A 16,185-nucleotide genomic window follows, 5' to 3' on the forward strand; every position below is an offset into this window, starting at 1 on the left:
ACAATGGGCAGGAGGCTGGTACCCACCGGAGAGGGCAACGCCTACATTTTCATAACGTAATAGCCCGCACCCCTCACTGCCGTCTCGAGTGTGTCGCGATCAACCGGGCGCTTCGAGCGCACGCGTGCCGTGTGGTCCGCGTACGTTACCGTAGCCCACACGCCATCAAGCGCATTGAGGGCATTCGTCACATTCCGGGCGCAGCCGTCGCAACTCATGCCGCCGATAAGGAGTTCCTCACGATAGGGGTAATGGGACTCGTCGGTGTCTGCCACCACAACCTTTTTGGCCTTCTTGCCGCTCGCACCATCGCTGCAGCAACTCTTCCCGTGTGTCGAAGCGGCAATGCGACGCAGTCCAAAAAACATGCCGACGGCAATGACGGTCAGCACGATGAGATTCGCAGGGTTGAGCAAGTCACTCATGCGTTCCCCTTTCAGTAGCACTATCTAGATACCCCCATGGGGTGTCCCCATCTTAACCCAAAATCATGTCCGTTCGGTCAATTAGTTTTCCTCTTCAAACTTTTTTGTTGACCATGGCTTACTTTCGTGTATAAGTTTTCCTAGGCTAACAGTTTAGATCCGTAAGGAGCGACGTGACTCGAACCATAGACATCCCAACGTTTCAGGCAGCAGTCGTGCGCAACTGCTCCCCCACGCTCGCGGGCATCAAGCCGGCATCGCTCTTTACCTATCCAGGCACCTACGCCCACGGGGACGGCTCGACCGCAACAGAAACCATCGCAGAACGCCGAGCACGCCTGCTCAACGTTATCGCCCAGTGCAACCGCGAGCTTGACCCGCTTGGCATCCACCTGAGTGTTTTGGTCTGGCGGCCCTGCGGAGCGCTCGTGTACGTGTACCGAGCCAAAAGCCTCACCACCTATTTCGCGGACCCTCGCGCCAAAACGGCGCTCGCCTCGGAAGGCTACGACACGAGAGACCTTTCGACATGCCTTGTGCATTTGGCATCACGCATCACGCTCGCGAGTAATAACGTCGCGGAATGCGCCTGTAGCCAGACTCGATGCGCACTACCCCAGCAAGCTAGCTGCAGCAACGACTGCACCTGCGAGTTTCCGCACGAAATAGGCTACTTCCTAGGATATCCCTACGACGACGTGCACGAGTTTATCGTCCAGCGCGGCGAGAACTATAAGGTCTTTGGGGCCTGGAAGGTCTACGCAAAGGTCGAGCAGGCACTTGCGACGTTTGATGCCTACCGCGCCTGCACCCAATACTTCACCTTTGTCTATCAGCAGGGCTACAGCTTGGCGCAACTTGCCCAGGCAACCCGATAGAACATAGAAGCCGTGGCAACCTGCCGCACAACTGAAAGGACTCAACATGAGCAAGATCGCCGTCGTCTACTGGAGCGGCACGGGCAACACCGAGGCCATGGCAAACCTCGTTGCCGAAGGTGCAACCGATGCCGGCGCCGAGGCAGAGGTCATCTCCTGCGCCGACTTCTCCGCAGACAAGGCCGCTGGCTATGACGCTATCGCCTTCGGCTGCCCCGCCATGGGTTCCGAGGAGCTTGAATATGATGAGTTCCAGCCCATGTGGGATGAGGTCAAGGAGACCCTCGGCGACAAGAAGGTCGTCCTCTTTGGCTCTTATTCGTGGGCCGAGGGCGAATGGATGGACAACTGGAAGGCGGACGCCGACGAGGAGGGCGTCAACGTCGTCGATTCCGTCATCTGCTACGACGCCCCCGATGATGAGAGCGAAGCGGCCTGCCGCGCCCTTGGAGCCGAGCTCGCCTAGCGGCAATGAGCTCCGCCCGCAACGCGCATTGCAACAAAACACATTCGCGTCCCAACAAAAACGGGAGCCGGATCACATCCGGCTCCCGTTTTCTGCTATGTCAGTCATATAAAGCGGCTACGAGATATTGCCCAAGAACGCCTTGGTGCGCTCGCTCTTGGGGTGGTCGAAGACCTCGCTCGGCGTACCCTCTTCCACAATGACGCCGCCGTCCATAAAGACGACGCGGTCGGCGACATCGCGGGCAAAGCCCATCTCGTGCGTCACGACGATCATGGTCATACCGTCGTGCGCCAGGTCGCGCATGACGCCCAGAACGTCGCGCACGAGCTCAGGGTCGAGCGCCGACGTGGCCTCGTCAAAGAGCATCACGTGCGGGTTCATCGACAGGGCGCGGGCGATGGCCACGCGCTGCTGCTGGCCGCCCGAGAGCTGGCTCGGCATAAAGTCGATGCGCTCGGCCAGGCCGACCTTGGTCAGCTCCTCGACGGCGATCTTCTCGGCCTCTTCCTTGCTGCGCTTGAGCACCTTTTGCTGCGCAAGCATGACGTTCTTTTTGACCGACAGGTGCGGGAACAGGTTGAACTGCTGAAACACCATGCCCAGGTGCGTGCGCACTTTGTTGAGGTCGACGCCCTTGGCACACACATCCACGCCCTCGACGACAATCGAGCCGCTCGTGGGATGCTCCAGGCGATTGATGCAGCGAAGCATCGTCGACTTGCCCGAGCCTGAGGGGCCCAAGACCACAACGACCTCACCCTTGTGCACATCCAGATCGATATCGCGCAGGACTACGTTGTCGCCAAAGGCCTTCTGGAGGTTCTTGATGCTGACGACGACCTCGTTCGAGTTATTGGTTTCGCTCATGATAGGACCTCCTTACAGACCGGCGATGTGATCGGCGGGCGTCGCGACAACCTGTCCGGCGCTCTTAGTGGGACGCTTCTTCTTGGTCTCGGCCGTGCCCAAAAGCCTCGCCTCAAGACCGCTCACCAGGCGAGCGAGCGGCAGGGTGATGACCAGATAGAACAGGGCGGCAACCACGTACGGCGTGATGGAGCCCGTCGTGGCCACGATGGTACGGGCGTTCATGACGATCTCGACCACGCCCACGGCGGCAAGCAGCGACGTGTCCTTGTAGAGCAGGATGAACTCGCTGGTCAGCGTGGGCAGGACATTGCGGAACGTCTGCGGAATCATAACGTAAAGCAGCGTTTGGAACGCGTTCATGCCCAGCGAGCGCGCGGCCTCGTTCTGGCCCTTGGGGATCGACTGAATACCGGCACGGAAAATCTCGCACAGGTACGCAGACGAGTTCATGGCCATGACGATAACGCCCAGTACATAGTCGTCCACCTTGACGCCGGCCAGCGGCAGGCCAAAGAATGCGATGTAGATCTGCAGGAACGCCGGCGTACCACGGATGATATTCACATAGATGCCGGCAAGGCAACGAAGGATGCGCGACTTGGAGATGCGCATGAGCGACAGCGCAAAGCCAAAGGGAATTGCCAGCGGAAACGCCACGAGCACGATCGAGAGCGACATAAGGAAGCCCTTGAAGACGATCGGCAGGCTCTGGACCAAAATGACCGGGTTCAGGAACAGGCGAAGGAACATGTTGGAATTCCATGCCTCGACCCACGGCTGCTCTTTAAGATCGGCCAGGAAGTTATCGAATGCCGTCACGCCCTTAATCTCCACCGACGGAATCTTGGAGATCTTCTTGGTCGAGCCATCGGCCAAAGTGTAGGTGCCGCTAAAGGCCTCATCGCCACCCTCGACGGGGAAGGTCACGCCGTAAACCTCGACACGGAAAAAGCCGCCGGCAGGCGCCGTCTCGCCAAAGTCAATCTTGAGCGTCTGGCCGTCAGCCTTGCACGTGGGCTTCATGGGCGTACGATCCATGAGGTCCTCGCCCGAGAGCATCGTCAATCGCGTGTCATCGGTACCAAACGTCGTGCCGTCGACAAACGTCAGCGAAAGACCGCTCAGCTCCTCATCGGCATCGGCCTGGACCTCCCAGGTAATGCGCGTCTCGGTACCGCCAACCACAGCGCTGCCCGAACCGGTGTTGGGTCGGGCGGTAATCTTTGCGGTCTCAAGCGCCTGGGCGGTCGTGGGCGCATATGCCCCCGCGCACACCAGCGCGAGCGCCACGGCCATGACGCAGACTAGCTTTTGGAGCAAGGCGGGCAGTGGAAAACGCTGCTCCGCGGCCCCTTTGTTCAGTCGAGACAAGGTGGCTCCTATCGTAGAAGTTGCCGGCAAAACGAGACGGAAATGCTCTCCGTCAAGAGAAGCGCAAAGGCCCTCTCCGCCAAAACGGAAAGGGCCCGCGCGCAATCAAGTAGCTATTTTACTTGATGTTGTACTTAGCCATGAGGGCGTCGACGGTACCGTCGTCGGTCAGGTCCTTGATGGCCTGGTTGATATCGTCCTTGAGCTTGGTGTTGCCCTGGTTGATGGCGATGGCGTACTCCTCGCCGGTGCTGATCTGCTTAATGGTCTGGCAGGTGTTGAACTGCTCGGCGGTCAGCTGGCTGGCAACGGAGCGGTTGGTGACTACGGCGTCGCCCTTATCGGACTGCAGGGCGCTGAAGCACTCGGTGGCGTCCTTGTAGGGGACAATCTTGGCCTTGGGGAAGTTCTCCTGGGCAAAGGACTCGGCGGTCGAGCCAGACTGGACGATGATGGTAGCGTCGGCGTTGTTGAGCTTCTCGCTGTAGTTATCGGCCGTGATGTCGGTGTTATCGACCTTGGTCACGATAGCCTGATCGTCCATGTAGTAGGAATCGGAGAAAGTGACTTCCTTCTCACGCTCGGGCGTGTCGGTGATAGCCGCGATGGAGACATCATACTTGGCGCCCGAAGCGACGCCCGGAACCAGCGTGTCAAAGTCGTTATTGACGTACTCGACATCCAGGCCCAACTTGTCGCCGATAGCCTTGATGAGCTCAAGGTCAAAGCCCTGATAATCGCCGTTGTCATCCTTGTACTCAAACGGAGCGTACTCGGCAGAGGTGCCGACGGTCAGCGTACCGTCCTTGACGAGCGCGTACTCCTTGGAGCCGTCGACCTTCTCGACCTTGGCGTCGTCAGAGCTGCTGGAACCGGCATCAGAACCAGAGGTGGCGTTGGACGAGCCGCAGCCCGTCAGAGCGAGGGCGAGCGCCATAGCGCCCGTGGCGGCAAATGCGCCAAGTTTCTTCAGCTTCATAATCAGTCTCCTTCCAATGACCCCACGTGATTCAGAGGTCTGCAAAAACTGAGGGTTATTATGCACCCGCTTGGAAGAATCTGCAATTAGAAAACTGATTGAAACAAACCCATAACGTGAATGGAGCACTCCACTTTATGACAGTCATTACTGCTGCAACGACCTTAACAGTTTGATTTCAGCCGCATAACCTGCAAGTTCGTTCGGTGTCTCCAAAATAAACGGCAGCGAACGCAAGCGACCATTCGATACAATATTCTGCATAACCTGCATACCGCCGCCAAACTCTTCACTACCCAGGTAGCCCTTGCCGATGCACTCGTGGCGATCCTTATGGGCGCCGCAGGGATTCTTGGAGTCATTGATATGCACGGCGCGCAAGCGCTCGATACCCACCACACCATCGAACTCGTCGAGTACGCCGTCCAGATCATGGATGATGTCGTAGCCAGCATCGCTCACATGGCAGGTGTCCAGACACACGCCCAGCTTGTCCGATAGCTCTGGACGTCTGGCAGCTACACCCTCGATAATGCGCGCCAGCTCTTCAAAGCTACGGCCCACCTCGGTACCCTTTCCCGCCATGGTCTCGAGCAGCACCGTCGTCTGCTGGCCCTCAAACATCACCTGGCACAGGGTGTCGACGATCATCTGAATGCCGGCATCAGTCCCCTGCCCCACATGCGCGCCGGGGTGGAAGTTGTAATAGTTGCCGGGCAGTGCTTCCAGACGCTGCAAGTCCTCGGCCATTGCCTCCAGGGCAAACTCGCGCGCCCGCTCTTTGGCAGAACAGGGATTGTAGGTATAGGGGGCATGAGCCACGAGTGGGCCAAAATCATTTTGCGCCATAAGGTCACGCAGGGCCGCCACATCATCCATGTCAAGGTCTTTCGCCTTGCCGCCGCGCGGGTTGCGCGTAAAGAATGCAAAGGTATCGGCGCCAATGGATAGCGCCGTCTCCCCCATTGCCCGATAGCCCTTCGTCGTCGAAAGATGACACCCAATCGTCAGCATCTCCAGCTCCCCCTCATCAGTTGCGGTGGAATAGTTCCTGTTTCGCCCCTATTCTGCCGCAAACAGGAACTATTCCACCGCAACTTATAAAAGGGGCATCAGAGATGCGGGCCGCCAAGCACTATGGCTACGGGCGCCGGCGTCATGATCCCCTACGCGTCAGCGCCAAGTCCTAGGGGGCTAGACGGATTGCATCGATAATGCGCGCGCAGCGCTGTGTGGCAGCGAGGGGCATGACGGGGCTCTCGAGTTTCCCTGCCCGGATGAGCTGGGTCGCATGCTGGATTTCGCCGTAGAAATCATCGACCTCAAACGGGGCATTTATTTCGAGCATTCGTCCGTCGGAGTACTTCACATGGGCGAGCTCGGGGCGATGGAGGCGCTCGATTTCCAACGAGCCCCGCTCACAGGCAATCGTTAAGCGGCTTTCATATGCTGCTTTGCCGTCGCACGCCATATGAATGGGTATGCCGCCGACGCTCATACGGATCTCGTCGGCCCAATCCACGCGGCCGCCCGATACGTCACGCCAGCGAACTACACGAGACGAAACATCGCACGCACCCGCAAGTAGATCCTCAAACCACCCGACCGCATAGCAGCCCATGTCATATAGACAGCCACCCTGCAACGGGTCGAGCAGATAACTCGAAGGGGGCTCACCATAATCGAGTTTTTGCACGCTTTCAATCGAGACGATACGGCCGAGCTCGCCCGACGCAAGCAAGCCCTTCACGCGAGTACGCATCGGACAAAACCGATTTTTCATCGCCTCCATAAACAGCACGCCGTGCTCGCGAGAGGTGGAGGCAATCGAGAGAGCCTCTTCTTCATTCAAAACGGCCGGCTTTTCGCACAGCACGGCCTTTCCCGCGCGCAGTGCCCGACAGACCCAATGCGCATGCATGCCATGCGGAAGAGCCAAGTAGATTGCGTCGACATCGGGGTCGGCAATCAGCGCGTCATAAGCCGCATCGCCGCTATCGTCAGCCGTGGCATAACTGTGCGCGGCATCAATCGAAAACGCCCTGCAAAACTCCTCAACATGCGAAGGAGTGCGACCGGCGGCAGCCACAAGCCGTGCCCCGTCCAACTCCTTGAGCGACGATGCAAATCGATACGAAATGTGCCCAGCGCCCAAAACGCCCCAACGAACCTCACGCAAATCATCACATGAATCCCGATGGCCCACGACAGCCCCCTTCAGTTGCGGTGGAATAGTTCCTGCTTGGTCTCTATTCTGACGCAAGCAGGAACTATTCCACCGCAAGTTATAAAAGGGTCATGAGGAGCGCGTTTTGCCGAAGGCCTTAAGCACCGCCGTCACGGGACCAGGCTGGAAACGTCGGCGCACATCGTCGAGACGCTCGGGAATATCGATGTGCTGCGGGCAGTGCCGCGCGCATTTGCCGCATTTGACGCAATTGCTCACCAACTTGGGCTCGCTTGTGCGCACCGCGCTCGCCGTAAAGTATTGAGACAGCCCCGTAAACCAACTATGCGCGTAGCTCGCGTTGTAGGCACCAAAGCAGCCGGGAATATTGATGCCCTTGGGGCACGGCATGCAGTAGCCGCACCCCGTGCAGGGCACGCGATTCGATTTTTCAAACTCCCTCAGCACGCGCGCGATGGCATCGAGCTGAGCAGCCGTCATCGAATCCGGCAGGGCCCGATCGGCCAACGCCGCGTTCTCATCCACTTGCGCGGTATCAGTCATACCCGAAAGCAGCATCGTCACCTGAGGATGGTTCCACACCCACGAAAGGCCCCAAGCAGCCGGCGTCTTCAGGTACGGATCGCGTACGCCATCGAGCACGGCGCGGGCCCGCGGAGGCAGCTTGCCCGCCAAGCGTCCACCCAAAAGCGGCTCCATCACAAACACCGCGAGCCCGCGCTCCGCGGCCGCCATGAGTCCTGCCGTTCCCGCTTGGTAACGCTCGCCGGCATAGTTGTACTGGATCTGGCAAAAATCCCAGTCATATGCGTCAAGCACCGTCAGGAAATCCGCCGCGCTGCCGTGATACGAAAAACCAATCTGGCGAATGCGCCCCGCCGCCTTTTGACGCGCGATCCAGTCCTCGATGCCCAACGCCACCACACGTTCCCACTGGGCGGGCGAGGTAATGTTATGCATGAGGTAATAGTCGATATGGTCGGTCCGCAGGCGGCGCAGTTGCTCGTCGAAGAACCGGTCGAAATCCTCCGCGCATTTGCACGAAGCATGCGGCAGCTTGGTCGCGAGCAAAACCTGGTCGCGTAGGCCTAGGCGCTCAAGCGAAGCGCCCACGCAAGCCTCGTTGCCGGGATAGAGATAGGCCGTGTCCAGGTAGTTAATCCCCTGCTCCACCGCACGGGAGATGATGGCGTCGGCTGTCTTCGCATCAAGGCGTCCCGGCGCACCGGGAAACCTCATACAGCCCAGCCCCAACGCCGAGATACGGTTACCGCTTTTGGGGTCAACGCGATATTGCACGGCCCCTCCTCCCCCATCGAAGCCCTGATAAGGCGAAACAAACCTGTCACGTCATCGAAGCACATCGGAATCGCAATCGAGAACGTATCGTAACGCAGCAGAAATCAGGCCGTCACGGCACCGCTTTAACATCAGCAAAAAGCCCGACGAAAGGAGACGAGCGTGACCACACGAGAGGATGCCTGCCCCCTACCCCGGCGAACAATACATTCTCTCGGTCGACCGTTACCAGATCGAGGTCATGGACCATCTGGACGAGCTTCCCGCCACAGGCACCGTCATCTTCTGCACCTTCCCCAAGGTGCGCGATGGCGTCGGATACCCTGCGCGCGTTTTTGCGGTCTGTCCCGCGGCATAAGTTCCCATGAGTTTGTTCTTCTAAATTCCGCCTCCGGTGCACGCCACATGCTCCAGCGGCATACAATCCACCAGGCGCCCCTCATGCGGGCGCCTTTTAGTGAGGAGATGATTCACATGCAGATCAACAAGGTCGCCTTTATCGGCAAGGGCGGCGTCGGCCTGCTCTACGGCAGCATGATTGCCACGGCCCTCGGCAATGACGCCGTCGAATACGTCATGGACGACGCCCGTTTCGAGCGTCACGCAGGCGACGCCCTTACGGTCAACGGCGAGCCCTGCGCACTCAAGTCCGTGCGCGCCAGCGAGGCAACGCCCGCCAATCTGGTCATTCTCACGGTCAAGACGACTGGACTCGACCAGGCGCTCAAGACTATGGAACACATCGTGGGACCCAACACGCTCATCGCCTCGCTGTGCAACGGCATTACGAGCGAGCAAAAGATTGCCGAGCGCTTTGGCTGGAAGCACACCGTCCTGGGTATCTGCCAGGGCATGGACGCCGTATTCCTCGACGGCGCGCTCACCTTTACCAATGCGGGCGAAATCCGCTTTGGCGCGGCGGCCGGCACGGATCCTGCAACCATTACCGCAATCGACGAGCTCTACACGCGCTGCGGCATCGCCCATACCGTCGAGAGCGACATTGCGCACCGCATGTGGGCCAAACTCATGCTCAACGACGGCATCAACCAGACCTGCATGGCCTACGGCGGGACCTACGGAAGCGCCACGGAGCCGGACTCCGAGCAGCGCCGCTGCTTTGTTTCCGCCATGCGCGAAACGCTTGCGGTCGCTAACGCCGAGGGCATTGAGCTGACCGAAGCAGACCTGACGCAGATGGTGCACCTCATCGAGGGAATCGACCCCGCCGGTATGCCCTCGATGGCGCAGGACCGCATCGCACAACGAAAAACCGAAGTCGAGGAGTTCGCGGGCACCATCTGCCGCCTCGCAGCCAAACACGATATCCAAGTGCCGCAAAACGATTGGCTCTATCGGCGCATCCGCGATATCGAGAAAAGCTGGTAGCGCCAACGCACCGCATTCAACAGCCTTAACAGCAAAGCCGCCGCAAGGGAACCGTTCCCCCGCGGCGGCTTTCATCTTCGTCTATGACCGGCTGCCAATCTCACAACAGTTATCGTTGCGATTCTGGAACCTCTTCCTCGTCATCGCGGCAAAGTAGCACGCCGGCGCCTCCCAGCAGGGCCGCTGCAATCAAGGCGCCCACAACCACAGGAGCGGCGCCCGTAGCGGACTGCAGGCCGACGGCTAACGCCGCCGTCGGACCAAGACATCCGATTAAAAGGGCAACGACGGCAATAGCGACATCTCGAGCGTTCATGGGACCACTTCCTCCACGAGAAAGACTTTGTTTCTCATAACTTAGTGTGCCCCGCGCCCATATGCGCGGTGTACTGCCACGGTAAGCGCTCTGTTAACTCAAGCACGCACAAAAGACGGACGCCCTTACGTTGCCCAAAGGCTCGGTAAAGACGCCCGCCCGTCATGTCCTATTGGCTTATGGCAGATTACCAACCGGTATAGTAGTCGGTGGTTCCGGCTGCGCAGCCGGAGTCATAGACCTTGCACTCACCCTTGGAACCGGTAAACGTGGAGCCCTGAGCCTTATCGCCCGCGGCCACGACGTAGTAACCATCAGAATCGCGCCAAAAGCCCTCGGAATCCTGAGTCCACTCGCCCGTGCGGTGATGGTAGAGCACGTTGCTGCTGTAATAGGTCTCACGACGACCGTTATAGTTATTGACGCCGGCGGAACGCGTCAGTCCCGAACCATTCGCATAATACGCAGCTGCCGTATAGGACGGCCCGTAGCCTGCGTTGCTATATGAAGCCTGGGCGGCCTCGGCGGCCTCGGCTTCGGCTGCGGCAGCCTCGAGCGCCTCGCGCTTGGCATCCTCGAGCGTGGAGCGAAGCTCGTCGAGCTCGGTCGACTTGGCGTCGACCTCCCCCATCGTCAACAGGCTACCCGCGTCGTCGATGCAACCCTGCAACACAGCGCGCTCGTCATCGGTGGCATAGTCACCGTACATGTTCATGATGATCTGGGCGCGGACCTCCAGGGAATCGCGCTTGGCCCCCATAGAGGCGTTCCACTCCTGCATAGAGCCATAACCGTCGCCGCGATAGTCGACGGGCTGCATCAGCGTCGCCTCGGACGGCGTGGATCCGACCGTGTCGGACAGTGTTGCCGCGTGGGCATCGGTTGCGCCGGCGCCCGCCAAAAGTGCCACGGTCAGAGCGGCGGAAAGGGCGGCGGCTTTCGGTTTTCGTGAATCAATCCTCATGTAGCTGGAAACCTCCGTAGTGCGTTTTTGCTGCGTTTGAGCTGCGTGTGATTCGATCGCGCTGCATAGTACCCCGAGCAAATCGCGACCTGCGGTTTTTCTCAAAAGGTGCACGTCATTTGCGTAAAACTCACATCCTCTCAACAGGAGTTTTCCACATCTCGATTGCATAAAGCATGTCAAAAACCCTGTAATAGCGCCCTTCCTATGCAAAAAAGCGTCTGCGCAACCATTGCTTGCGCAGACGCCTTGAGCAGGCATTCTATGCAGTTATACCTATCGAGTCGCAAGGGGTCCTTGCACAAGTCGTCTTACTCGTCCAGCGCGGCAAAGGCCTGCTTCAGGTCCCAAATGATGTCCTCGGCGTTCTCGGTACCGATGGAAAGACGGATCGTGGAGGGCGTGATGTTCTGCTCGGCGAGCTCCTCGGCAGAGAGCTGGGAGTGCGTGGTGGTAGCCGGGTGCACGACGAGCGACTTGACGTCGGCCACGTTGGCGAGCAGCGAGAACACCTGCAGATGATCGATGAACTTCCAAGCTGCCTCCTGGCCACCCTTAATCTCAAAGGTAAAGATCGAGGCACCGCCGTTGGGGAAGTACTTCTGATAGAGCTCGTGATCGGGATGTTCAGGCAGGCTCGGGTGGTTCACCTTGGCGACGTGGCTGTCACCAGCCAGGAACTCAACGACCTTCTTGGTGTTCTCGACATGACGGTCAACGCGCAGCGACAGAGTCTCGGTGCCCTGGAGCAGGACCCAGGCGTTGAACGGGCTGATGCAGGCGCCCTCGTCACGCAGCAGGATAGCGCGGACATAGGTTGCGAAGGCGGCGGGACCGGCAGCCTCGGCAAACGAGACACCGTGGTAGGAGGGGTTGGGCTCAGCGATCTGGGCATACTTGCTACTCGCTTTCCAATCGAAGTTACCGCCGTCGACGATCACACCGCCCAGCGAGGTGCCGTGGCCGCCGATGAACTTGGTTGCGGAGTGGACGACGATGTTGGCACCATGCTCCAGCGGACGGAACAGATACGGGGTGCCGAAGGTGTTATCGACGACAACCGGCAGACCGCGCTTCTTGGCGATCTCGGAGATGGCGTCGATGTTGGGGATGTCGGAGTTGGGGTTGCCGAGCGTCTCGAGATAGATGACCGTGGTGTTGTCCCTGATGGCACCCTCGACCTCTTCCAGGTTATGGGCATCGACAAACGTGGTCTCGACGCCAAACTGGGAGAGCGTATGCTCCAGCAGGTTGTAGGAGCCACCGTAGATGGTCTTCTGAGCCACCACGTGGTCACCGGCCTGGGCAAGAGCCTGCAGGGTATAGGTGATGGCAGCGGCGCCAGAGGCGACGGCAAGACCTGCCACGCCACCCTCGAGGGCGGCGATACGGTCCTCGAAGACGCCCTGGGTGGAGTTGGTCAGACGGCCGTAGATGTTACCGGCGTCGGCAAGACCAAAGCGGTCGGCGGCGTGCTGGGAGTTGCGGAACACATAGCTCGTGGTCTGGTAGATAGGCACGGCACGGGAGTCGGATGCAGGATCGGCGCTCTCCTGGCCAACGTGCAGCTGCAGGGTATCGAAACCAAAGGTGTGCTCGGGGTTGTTGATGAACTGGCTCATGATGATCTCCTTGATCGAACAAAAGTAATAAGAGTGAGAGAAGTAAGTCGCTATCTCCTGATTACGCCAACGGGCGCAAACAGGAGCCCGGCATTCGTCTTGGTAAGCAATTCATATGCGGGCCTCCTTTCACATCCCGGTTCCGTGGTTGGCTTAATTACCTACCGCCTTTGTGTGTTTTGAATAGTACGAGCATCGTCTCCCCGGGTCAATCACTTAAAAGCGCTAACCTGTTATCTGTTTTTTAGATAGCTATCGAAAGGACGGGCGCCGATGACCCTCCAACAGCTTCGCTTTTTGATCGCCGTGGCAGAGTCCGGCTCAATCAACGCCGCAGCCCAGCGCCTCTATACCGCTCAGTCCAACATCTCAAACGCCGTCAAAAGCCTGGAACAGGAGCTCCATCTGGAGATCTTTACGCGCTCCAGCCGCGGCGTCACGCTCACCAACGACGGCACCGAGCTTTTGGGCTATGCGCGCCAGGTCGTAGAGCAGGCCGACATGCTCGAGGCACGCTACGAGGACGGCGGCACCCCGCAAGCCCGCCTCGCCATTTCCGCCCAGCACTACGCCTTTTCGGTCGAGGCCTTTGTCAACGTGGTCGAGCGCTGCCGCGACAGCAAGTTCGAGTTCATCATGCGCGAGACCACCACATCGCAGATCATCGATGACGTCCGTGCGTTTCGCAGCGATATCGGCATTCTGTATCTGGATGACTTTAACGCCCGCGTTCTGCAGAAGGCCTTCGCCGATGCCCGTGCAAGCTTCCATCCCCTCTTCGACGCGACGGTCCACGTCTTCGTTAGCGAGCGCCACCCGCTCGCACGCCGCCCCCAGCTGTCCCTTGCCGACCTCACGCCCTATACGCGCTACAGCTTTGAGCAGGGAACCTCAAACTCCTTCTATTACGCCGAGGAACCTTTTAGCTATATCCCTTGCGACCGCAACATACGAATCTCGGACCGCGGAACACTTACTAACTTACTTATCACGTCGAACGGTTACACCCTGTCGACCGGCGTCCTCTCCAATGAAATGCAATGGGGTATGGCATCGATCCCGTTAGCAGACGCCCCAACGATGCGCGTAGGCTATATCATGCACGACGAGCGCAAGCCCTCTCCCCTCTTGCAGCAATACCTCGACGAGCTCAACCGCATCATCCATGCCAACTAACTGTCGGAAGACGGGGTAGAAATCGTAGATTGCTAGCCCCCGGCGGGCATGGCGCTACAATGGTCACTCACACGAAACGTACCCAACGAAAGGAACCATGTGAAGGTCATCATCTATACCGACGGCTCGGCCCGATCAAATCCGGGACGCGGTGGCTACGGTGCCGTGCTCACATACACCAACCCCGCCGGCAAGACCTTCACCTCCGAGCTTTCGCGCGGCTACGCTAAGACCACCAACAACCGCATGGAACTCATGGCCGTCATCGTGGCGCTCGAGGCGCTCAACCGCCCCTGCGATGTCGAAGTCCATTCCGATTCGCAGTACGTTGTTAACGCCTTCAACAAGCACTGGATCGACGGCTGGAAAAAGCGCGGGTGGAAAACTGCCAACAAGCAGCCCGTCAAGAACCGCGACCTGTGGGAGCGTCTGCTTGCCGCAAAGAGCAAGCATAAGGTGGAGTTCATCTGGGTTAAGGGGCATGCCGGCCACGAGCTCAATGAGCGCTGCGACGAGCTCGCCACCACCGCGGCCGACGGAGCCAACCTCGATATCGACACCGGCTTTAGCGAGAGCGACCTGTAACGGCGTTTTCGCACGCTTTTATGTCCTCCCGCGCTACACTCGTCCTGTAGGCCAAACAACGCAAGGGGGACACATGCTGCGCATCGCAACCATCGGCACATCCATGATCACCGACGACTTTATCCAGGTCGTCAACGCCAACGACCAGGCTACATTCGTAGGCACGCTCTCGCGCGACGCAGATCGTGGCGCCGCCTTTACCGCCGAACACAGCGGCGAACGCAACTTCACCGCACTTGACGAGCTTGCGTCCGCCGACGACGTCGACGCCGTCTACATCGGCAGCCCCAACGCGCTCCATCACGAGCAGGCGCTCGCCTGCATCGCCGGTGGCAAGCACGTCATCGTCGAGAAGCCCTTCTGCGCCACCGAAGCGCAGGCACTGGAAGTCTTCCGCGCTGCCGAGGCAGCAGGCGTCGTGGCCCTCGAGGCCATGCGTCCGCTTCACGACCCCGCCTTCCACGCCTTTGAGGACGCTCTGGGCGAAATTGCGCCCATTCGCCGCGCCTCACTGCGCTTTGGCAAGTATTCCTCACGCTACAACGAAATCCTCGCTGGACGCGCCACCAATATCTTCGACTGCAATATGGCATCGGGTTCCCTCATGGACATTGGCGTCTACGCCGTCGAGCCCATGGTCGAGATTTTCGGCATGCCCTCTGGTCTCACCAGCATGACCACGCTGCTCGACCCCTCAACGCAAGAGCTCACCCATGGCCCCATCGACGGTTGCGGTTCCATTCTCGCCAGCTATGGCGGTGGCCGTATCTCCGTCGAGCTCGCGCACTCCAAAATTACGAATGACCTGCTGCCCTCGCAGATCGAAGGCGAGCGTGGCACTATCCAGATCGACCATCTGTCCACGCCCCGCAACGTCCGCATCGACTATCGCGGCGACGTCGTACGCGGCTCGGCGACCGAGGCACCGCGCGAACAGGACGACAACGGCCGCGCGCTCGATCTGCCCAAATCGAGCAACACTATGGAATACGAACTCATAGACTTTATCACCGCCATCGGTAACATCGATAACGTTAAGGAAGAGATCTGGGAGACCCCGGCGGGACGCCACGAGCTCGGCCACTACCGCGATGTCACGCTCGTCTCGCTCCGCATCATGGATGCCGTGCGTCAGCAGGCCGGCATTACCTTCCCCGCCGATTCAGTCAAGCAGGCCTAGCGATGGGCCTCTTCGATACGTTCTTCTCCAGCGTCACCGGCAGCAGTCGAGAGCCTCAAAAACCATCAAACATCGAGCTCGAGCTGCGCCGCAGGCTTACTGTGCTCGCAAGCGACGAGGCCACTCAAGACACTCCCCTGCGCTACTTCCTGCACTGGATGGGGCAAGTCCAAGGCGTTGGTTTTCGCTTTACCAACACCAACCTCGCGCAGGCACGCGCACTCACCGGCTGGGTGCGTAACATGGAAGACGGCTCCGTCGAGATGGAGATACAGGGGGCTCCGGCAAACATCCTATCTCATCTCGAGGCGCTTCATGCCTCCTACGAGCGCATGGGAACGCGTTTTCGCCTCACAGACGCCCAGGCCCGAGCCCCACTTACCAATGAAGACGGTTTCAGTCCTCGTTATTAGTATTGTGTGCTAAATAAGGTATCATTTACCTACGACCGTTAATAGAAAAGAGGCGAGGCGC

18 protein-coding genes are annotated in these 16,185 nt (G+C 59.2%); 8 read left to right on the top strand and 10 right to left on the bottom strand.

What is annotated here, in order from left to right; genetic code table 11:
* Positions 1-41 precede the first annotated feature (41 nt).
* Positions 42-425: a heavy-metal-associated domain-containing protein gene (locus tag I4W07_RS02895; protein WP_006234377.1), complete on the bottom strand. Its 384-nt coding sequence runs from the start codon at positions 423-425 to the stop codon at positions 42-44.
* Positions 426-598: 173 nt separating this feature from the next.
* Between I4W07_RS02895 and I4W07_RS02900 the strand changes: the two genes are divergently transcribed.
* Positions 599-1,303, top strand: coding sequence for a DUF3793 family protein (locus I4W07_RS02900; protein ID WP_196025562.1), 705 nt, complete (start codon positions 599-601; stop codon positions 1,301-1,303).
* Between the two features lie 46 nt (positions 1,304-1,349).
* Positions 1,350-1,769, top strand: coding sequence for a flavodoxin (locus I4W07_RS02905; protein WP_006234379.1), 420 nt, complete (start codon positions 1,350-1,352; stop codon positions 1,767-1,769).
* A gap of 117 nt (positions 1,770-1,886) precedes the next feature.
* On the opposite strand, the gene I4W07_RS02910 is transcribed toward I4W07_RS02905, so the two are convergent.
* The 6 genes from I4W07_RS02910 to I4W07_RS02935 all read right to left on the bottom strand — a co-directional run bounded on the left by I4W07_RS02910 (position 1,887) and on the right by I4W07_RS02935 (position 8,479).
* Entirely contained in the window at positions 1,887-2,639 is a 753-nt protein-coding gene (locus I4W07_RS02910; RefSeq protein ID WP_006234381.1) for an amino acid ABC transporter ATP-binding protein, read from the bottom strand.
* A 12-nt stretch (positions 2,640-2,651) separates the two neighbouring features.
* On the bottom strand, positions 2,652-4,013 hold the full coding sequence (locus I4W07_RS02915; RefSeq protein WP_230317446.1) for an ABC transporter permease subunit: 1,362 nt from the start codon (positions 4,011-4,013) through the stop codon (positions 2,652-2,654).
* Between the two features lie 118 nt (positions 4,014-4,131).
* On the bottom strand, positions 4,132-4,992 hold the full coding sequence (locus I4W07_RS02920; protein WP_035138867.1) for an ABC transporter substrate-binding protein: 861 nt from the start codon (positions 4,990-4,992) through the stop codon (positions 4,132-4,134).
* 147 nt (positions 4,993-5,139) lie between these two features.
* Positions 5,140-6,006 carry a deoxyribonuclease IV gene (locus I4W07_RS02925; RefSeq protein WP_196025563.1) on the bottom strand — a complete coding sequence of 289 codons (867 nt, stop codon included), beginning with the start codon at positions 6,004-6,006 and terminating at the stop codon, positions 5,140-5,142.
* A 172-nt stretch (positions 6,007-6,178) separates the two neighbouring features.
* A complete protein-coding gene (locus I4W07_RS02930; protein WP_271739746.1) occupies positions 6,179-7,198 on the bottom strand; it encodes a Gfo/Idh/MocA family protein in 1,020 nt (339 codons plus the stop codon).
* A gap of 90 nt (positions 7,199-7,288) precedes the next feature.
* Positions 7,289-8,479, bottom strand: a complete 1,191-nt coding sequence (locus tag I4W07_RS02935; protein ID WP_196025564.1) for an aldo/keto reductase — start codon at positions 8,477-8,479, stop codon at positions 7,289-7,291.
* A gap of 178 nt (positions 8,480-8,657) precedes the next feature.
* Here I4W07_RS02935 and I4W07_RS02940 point away from each other — a divergent pair, with 178 nt between their 5' ends.
* Together I4W07_RS02940 and I4W07_RS02945 are read left to right on the top strand one after the other, a co-directional pair.
* Positions 8,658-8,837, top strand: coding sequence for a cyclase family protein (locus I4W07_RS02940; RefSeq protein ID WP_196025565.1), 180 nt, complete (start codon positions 8,658-8,660; stop codon positions 8,835-8,837).
* Positions 8,838-8,953: 116 nt separating this feature from the next.
* Positions 8,954-9,868 carry a ketopantoate reductase family protein gene (locus tag I4W07_RS02945; RefSeq protein WP_230317447.1) on the top strand — a complete coding sequence of 305 codons (915 nt, stop codon included), beginning with the start codon at positions 8,954-8,956 and terminating at the stop codon, positions 9,866-9,868.
* 109 nt (positions 9,869-9,977) lie between these two features.
* On the opposite strand, the gene I4W07_RS02950 is transcribed toward I4W07_RS02945, so the two are convergent.
* The 3 genes from I4W07_RS02950 to I4W07_RS02960 form a co-directional block, all read right to left on the bottom strand.
* Positions 9,978-10,184, bottom strand: a complete 207-nt coding sequence (locus tag I4W07_RS02950) for a hypothetical protein (RefSeq protein WP_196025567.1) — start codon at positions 10,182-10,184, stop codon at positions 9,978-9,980.
* Positions 10,185-10,371: 187 nt separating this feature from the next.
* A complete protein-coding gene (locus tag I4W07_RS02955; RefSeq protein WP_196025568.1) occupies positions 10,372-11,148 on the bottom strand; it encodes a hypothetical protein in 777 nt (258 codons plus the stop codon).
* Between the two features lie 311 nt (positions 11,149-11,459).
* A complete protein-coding gene (locus tag I4W07_RS02960; protein ID WP_196025569.1) occupies positions 11,460-12,770 on the bottom strand; it encodes an O-acetylhomoserine aminocarboxypropyltransferase/cysteine synthase family protein in 1,311 nt (436 codons plus the stop codon).
* Between the two features lie 273 nt (positions 12,771-13,043).
* Between I4W07_RS02960 and I4W07_RS02965 the strand changes: the two genes are divergently transcribed.
* The 4 genes from I4W07_RS02965 (at position 13,044) to I4W07_RS02980 (ending at position 16,124) form a co-directional block, all read left to right on the top strand.
* The gene (locus I4W07_RS02965; protein WP_117757381.1) at positions 13,044-13,946 is read left to right on the top strand and encodes a LysR family transcriptional regulator; all 903 of its coding nucleotides are present in this window, start codon (positions 13,044-13,046) and stop codon (positions 13,944-13,946) included.
* Positions 13,947-13,994: 48 nt separating this feature from the next.
* Positions 13,995-14,531 carry a ribonuclease HI gene (gene rnhA, locus I4W07_RS02970; RefSeq protein ID WP_196025570.1) on the top strand — a complete coding sequence of 179 codons (537 nt, stop codon included), beginning with the start codon at positions 13,995-13,997 and terminating at the stop codon, positions 14,529-14,531.
* Positions 14,532-14,604: 73 nt separating this feature from the next.
* On the top strand, positions 14,605-15,711 hold the full coding sequence (locus tag I4W07_RS02975; RefSeq protein WP_196025571.1) for a Gfo/Idh/MocA family protein: 1,107 nt from the start codon (positions 14,605-14,607) through the stop codon (positions 15,709-15,711).
* Positions 15,712-15,713: 2 nt separating this feature from the next.
* Positions 15,714-16,124 carry an acylphosphatase gene (locus tag I4W07_RS02980; protein WP_196025572.1) on the top strand — a complete coding sequence of 137 codons (411 nt, stop codon included), beginning with the start codon at positions 15,714-15,716 and terminating at the stop codon, positions 16,122-16,124.
* Positions 16,125-16,185: the final 61 nt, after the last annotated feature.

The organism is Collinsella aerofaciens, from assembly GCF_015670745.1.
GTDB lineage: Bacteria > Actinomycetota > Coriobacteriia > Coriobacteriales > Coriobacteriaceae > Collinsella > Collinsella aerofaciens_T.

Excerpts from the sequence above, each read along its gene's own strand:
- I4W07_RS02895 (WP_006234377.1), bottom strand. The coding sequence starts at position 425 with ATGAGTGACTTGCTCAACCCTGCGAATCTCATCGTGCTGACCGTCATT.
- I4W07_RS02905 (WP_006234379.1), top strand. The coding sequence starts at position 1,350 with ATGAGCAAGATCGCCGTCGTCTACTGGAGCGGCACGGGCAACACCGAG.
- I4W07_RS02910 (WP_006234381.1), bottom strand. The coding sequence starts at position 2,639 with ATGAGCGAAACCAATAACTCGAACGAGGTCGTCGTCAGCATCAAGAAC.
- I4W07_RS02920 (WP_035138867.1), bottom strand. The coding sequence starts at position 4,992 with ATGAAGCTGAAGAAACTTGGCGCATTTGCCGCCACGGGCGCTATGGCG.
- I4W07_RS02925 (WP_196025563.1), bottom strand. The coding sequence starts at position 6,006 with ATGCTGACGATTGGGTGTCATCTTTCGACGACGAAGGGCTATCGGGCA.
- I4W07_RS02940 (WP_196025565.1), top strand. The coding sequence starts at position 8,658 with ATGCCTGCCCCCTACCCCGGCGAACAATACATTCTCTCGGTCGACCGT.
- I4W07_RS02945 (WP_230317447.1), top strand. The coding sequence starts at position 8,954 with ATGCAGATCAACAAGGTCGCCTTTATCGGCAAGGGCGGCGTCGGCCTG.
- I4W07_RS02950 (WP_196025567.1), bottom strand. The coding sequence starts at position 10,184 with ATGAACGCTCGAGATGTCGCTATTGCCGTCGTTGCCCTTTTAATCGGA.
- I4W07_RS02955 (WP_196025568.1), bottom strand. The coding sequence starts at position 11,148 with ATGAGGATTGATTCACGAAAACCGAAAGCCGCCGCCCTTTCCGCCGCT.
- I4W07_RS02960 (WP_196025569.1), bottom strand. The coding sequence starts at position 12,770 with ATGAGCCAGTTCATCAACAACCCCGAGCACACCTTTGGTTTCGATACC.
- I4W07_RS02965 (WP_117757381.1), top strand. The coding sequence starts at position 13,044 with ATGACCCTCCAACAGCTTCGCTTTTTGATCGCCGTGGCAGAGTCCGGC.
- rnhA (WP_196025570.1), top strand. The coding sequence starts at position 13,995 with ATGGCGCTACAATGGTCACTCACACGAAACGTACCCAACGAAAGGAAC.
- I4W07_RS02975 (WP_196025571.1), top strand. The coding sequence starts at position 14,605 with ATGCTGCGCATCGCAACCATCGGCACATCCATGATCACCGACGACTTT.
- I4W07_RS02980 (WP_196025572.1), top strand. The coding sequence starts at position 15,714 with ATGGGCCTCTTCGATACGTTCTTCTCCAGCGTCACCGGCAGCAGTCGA.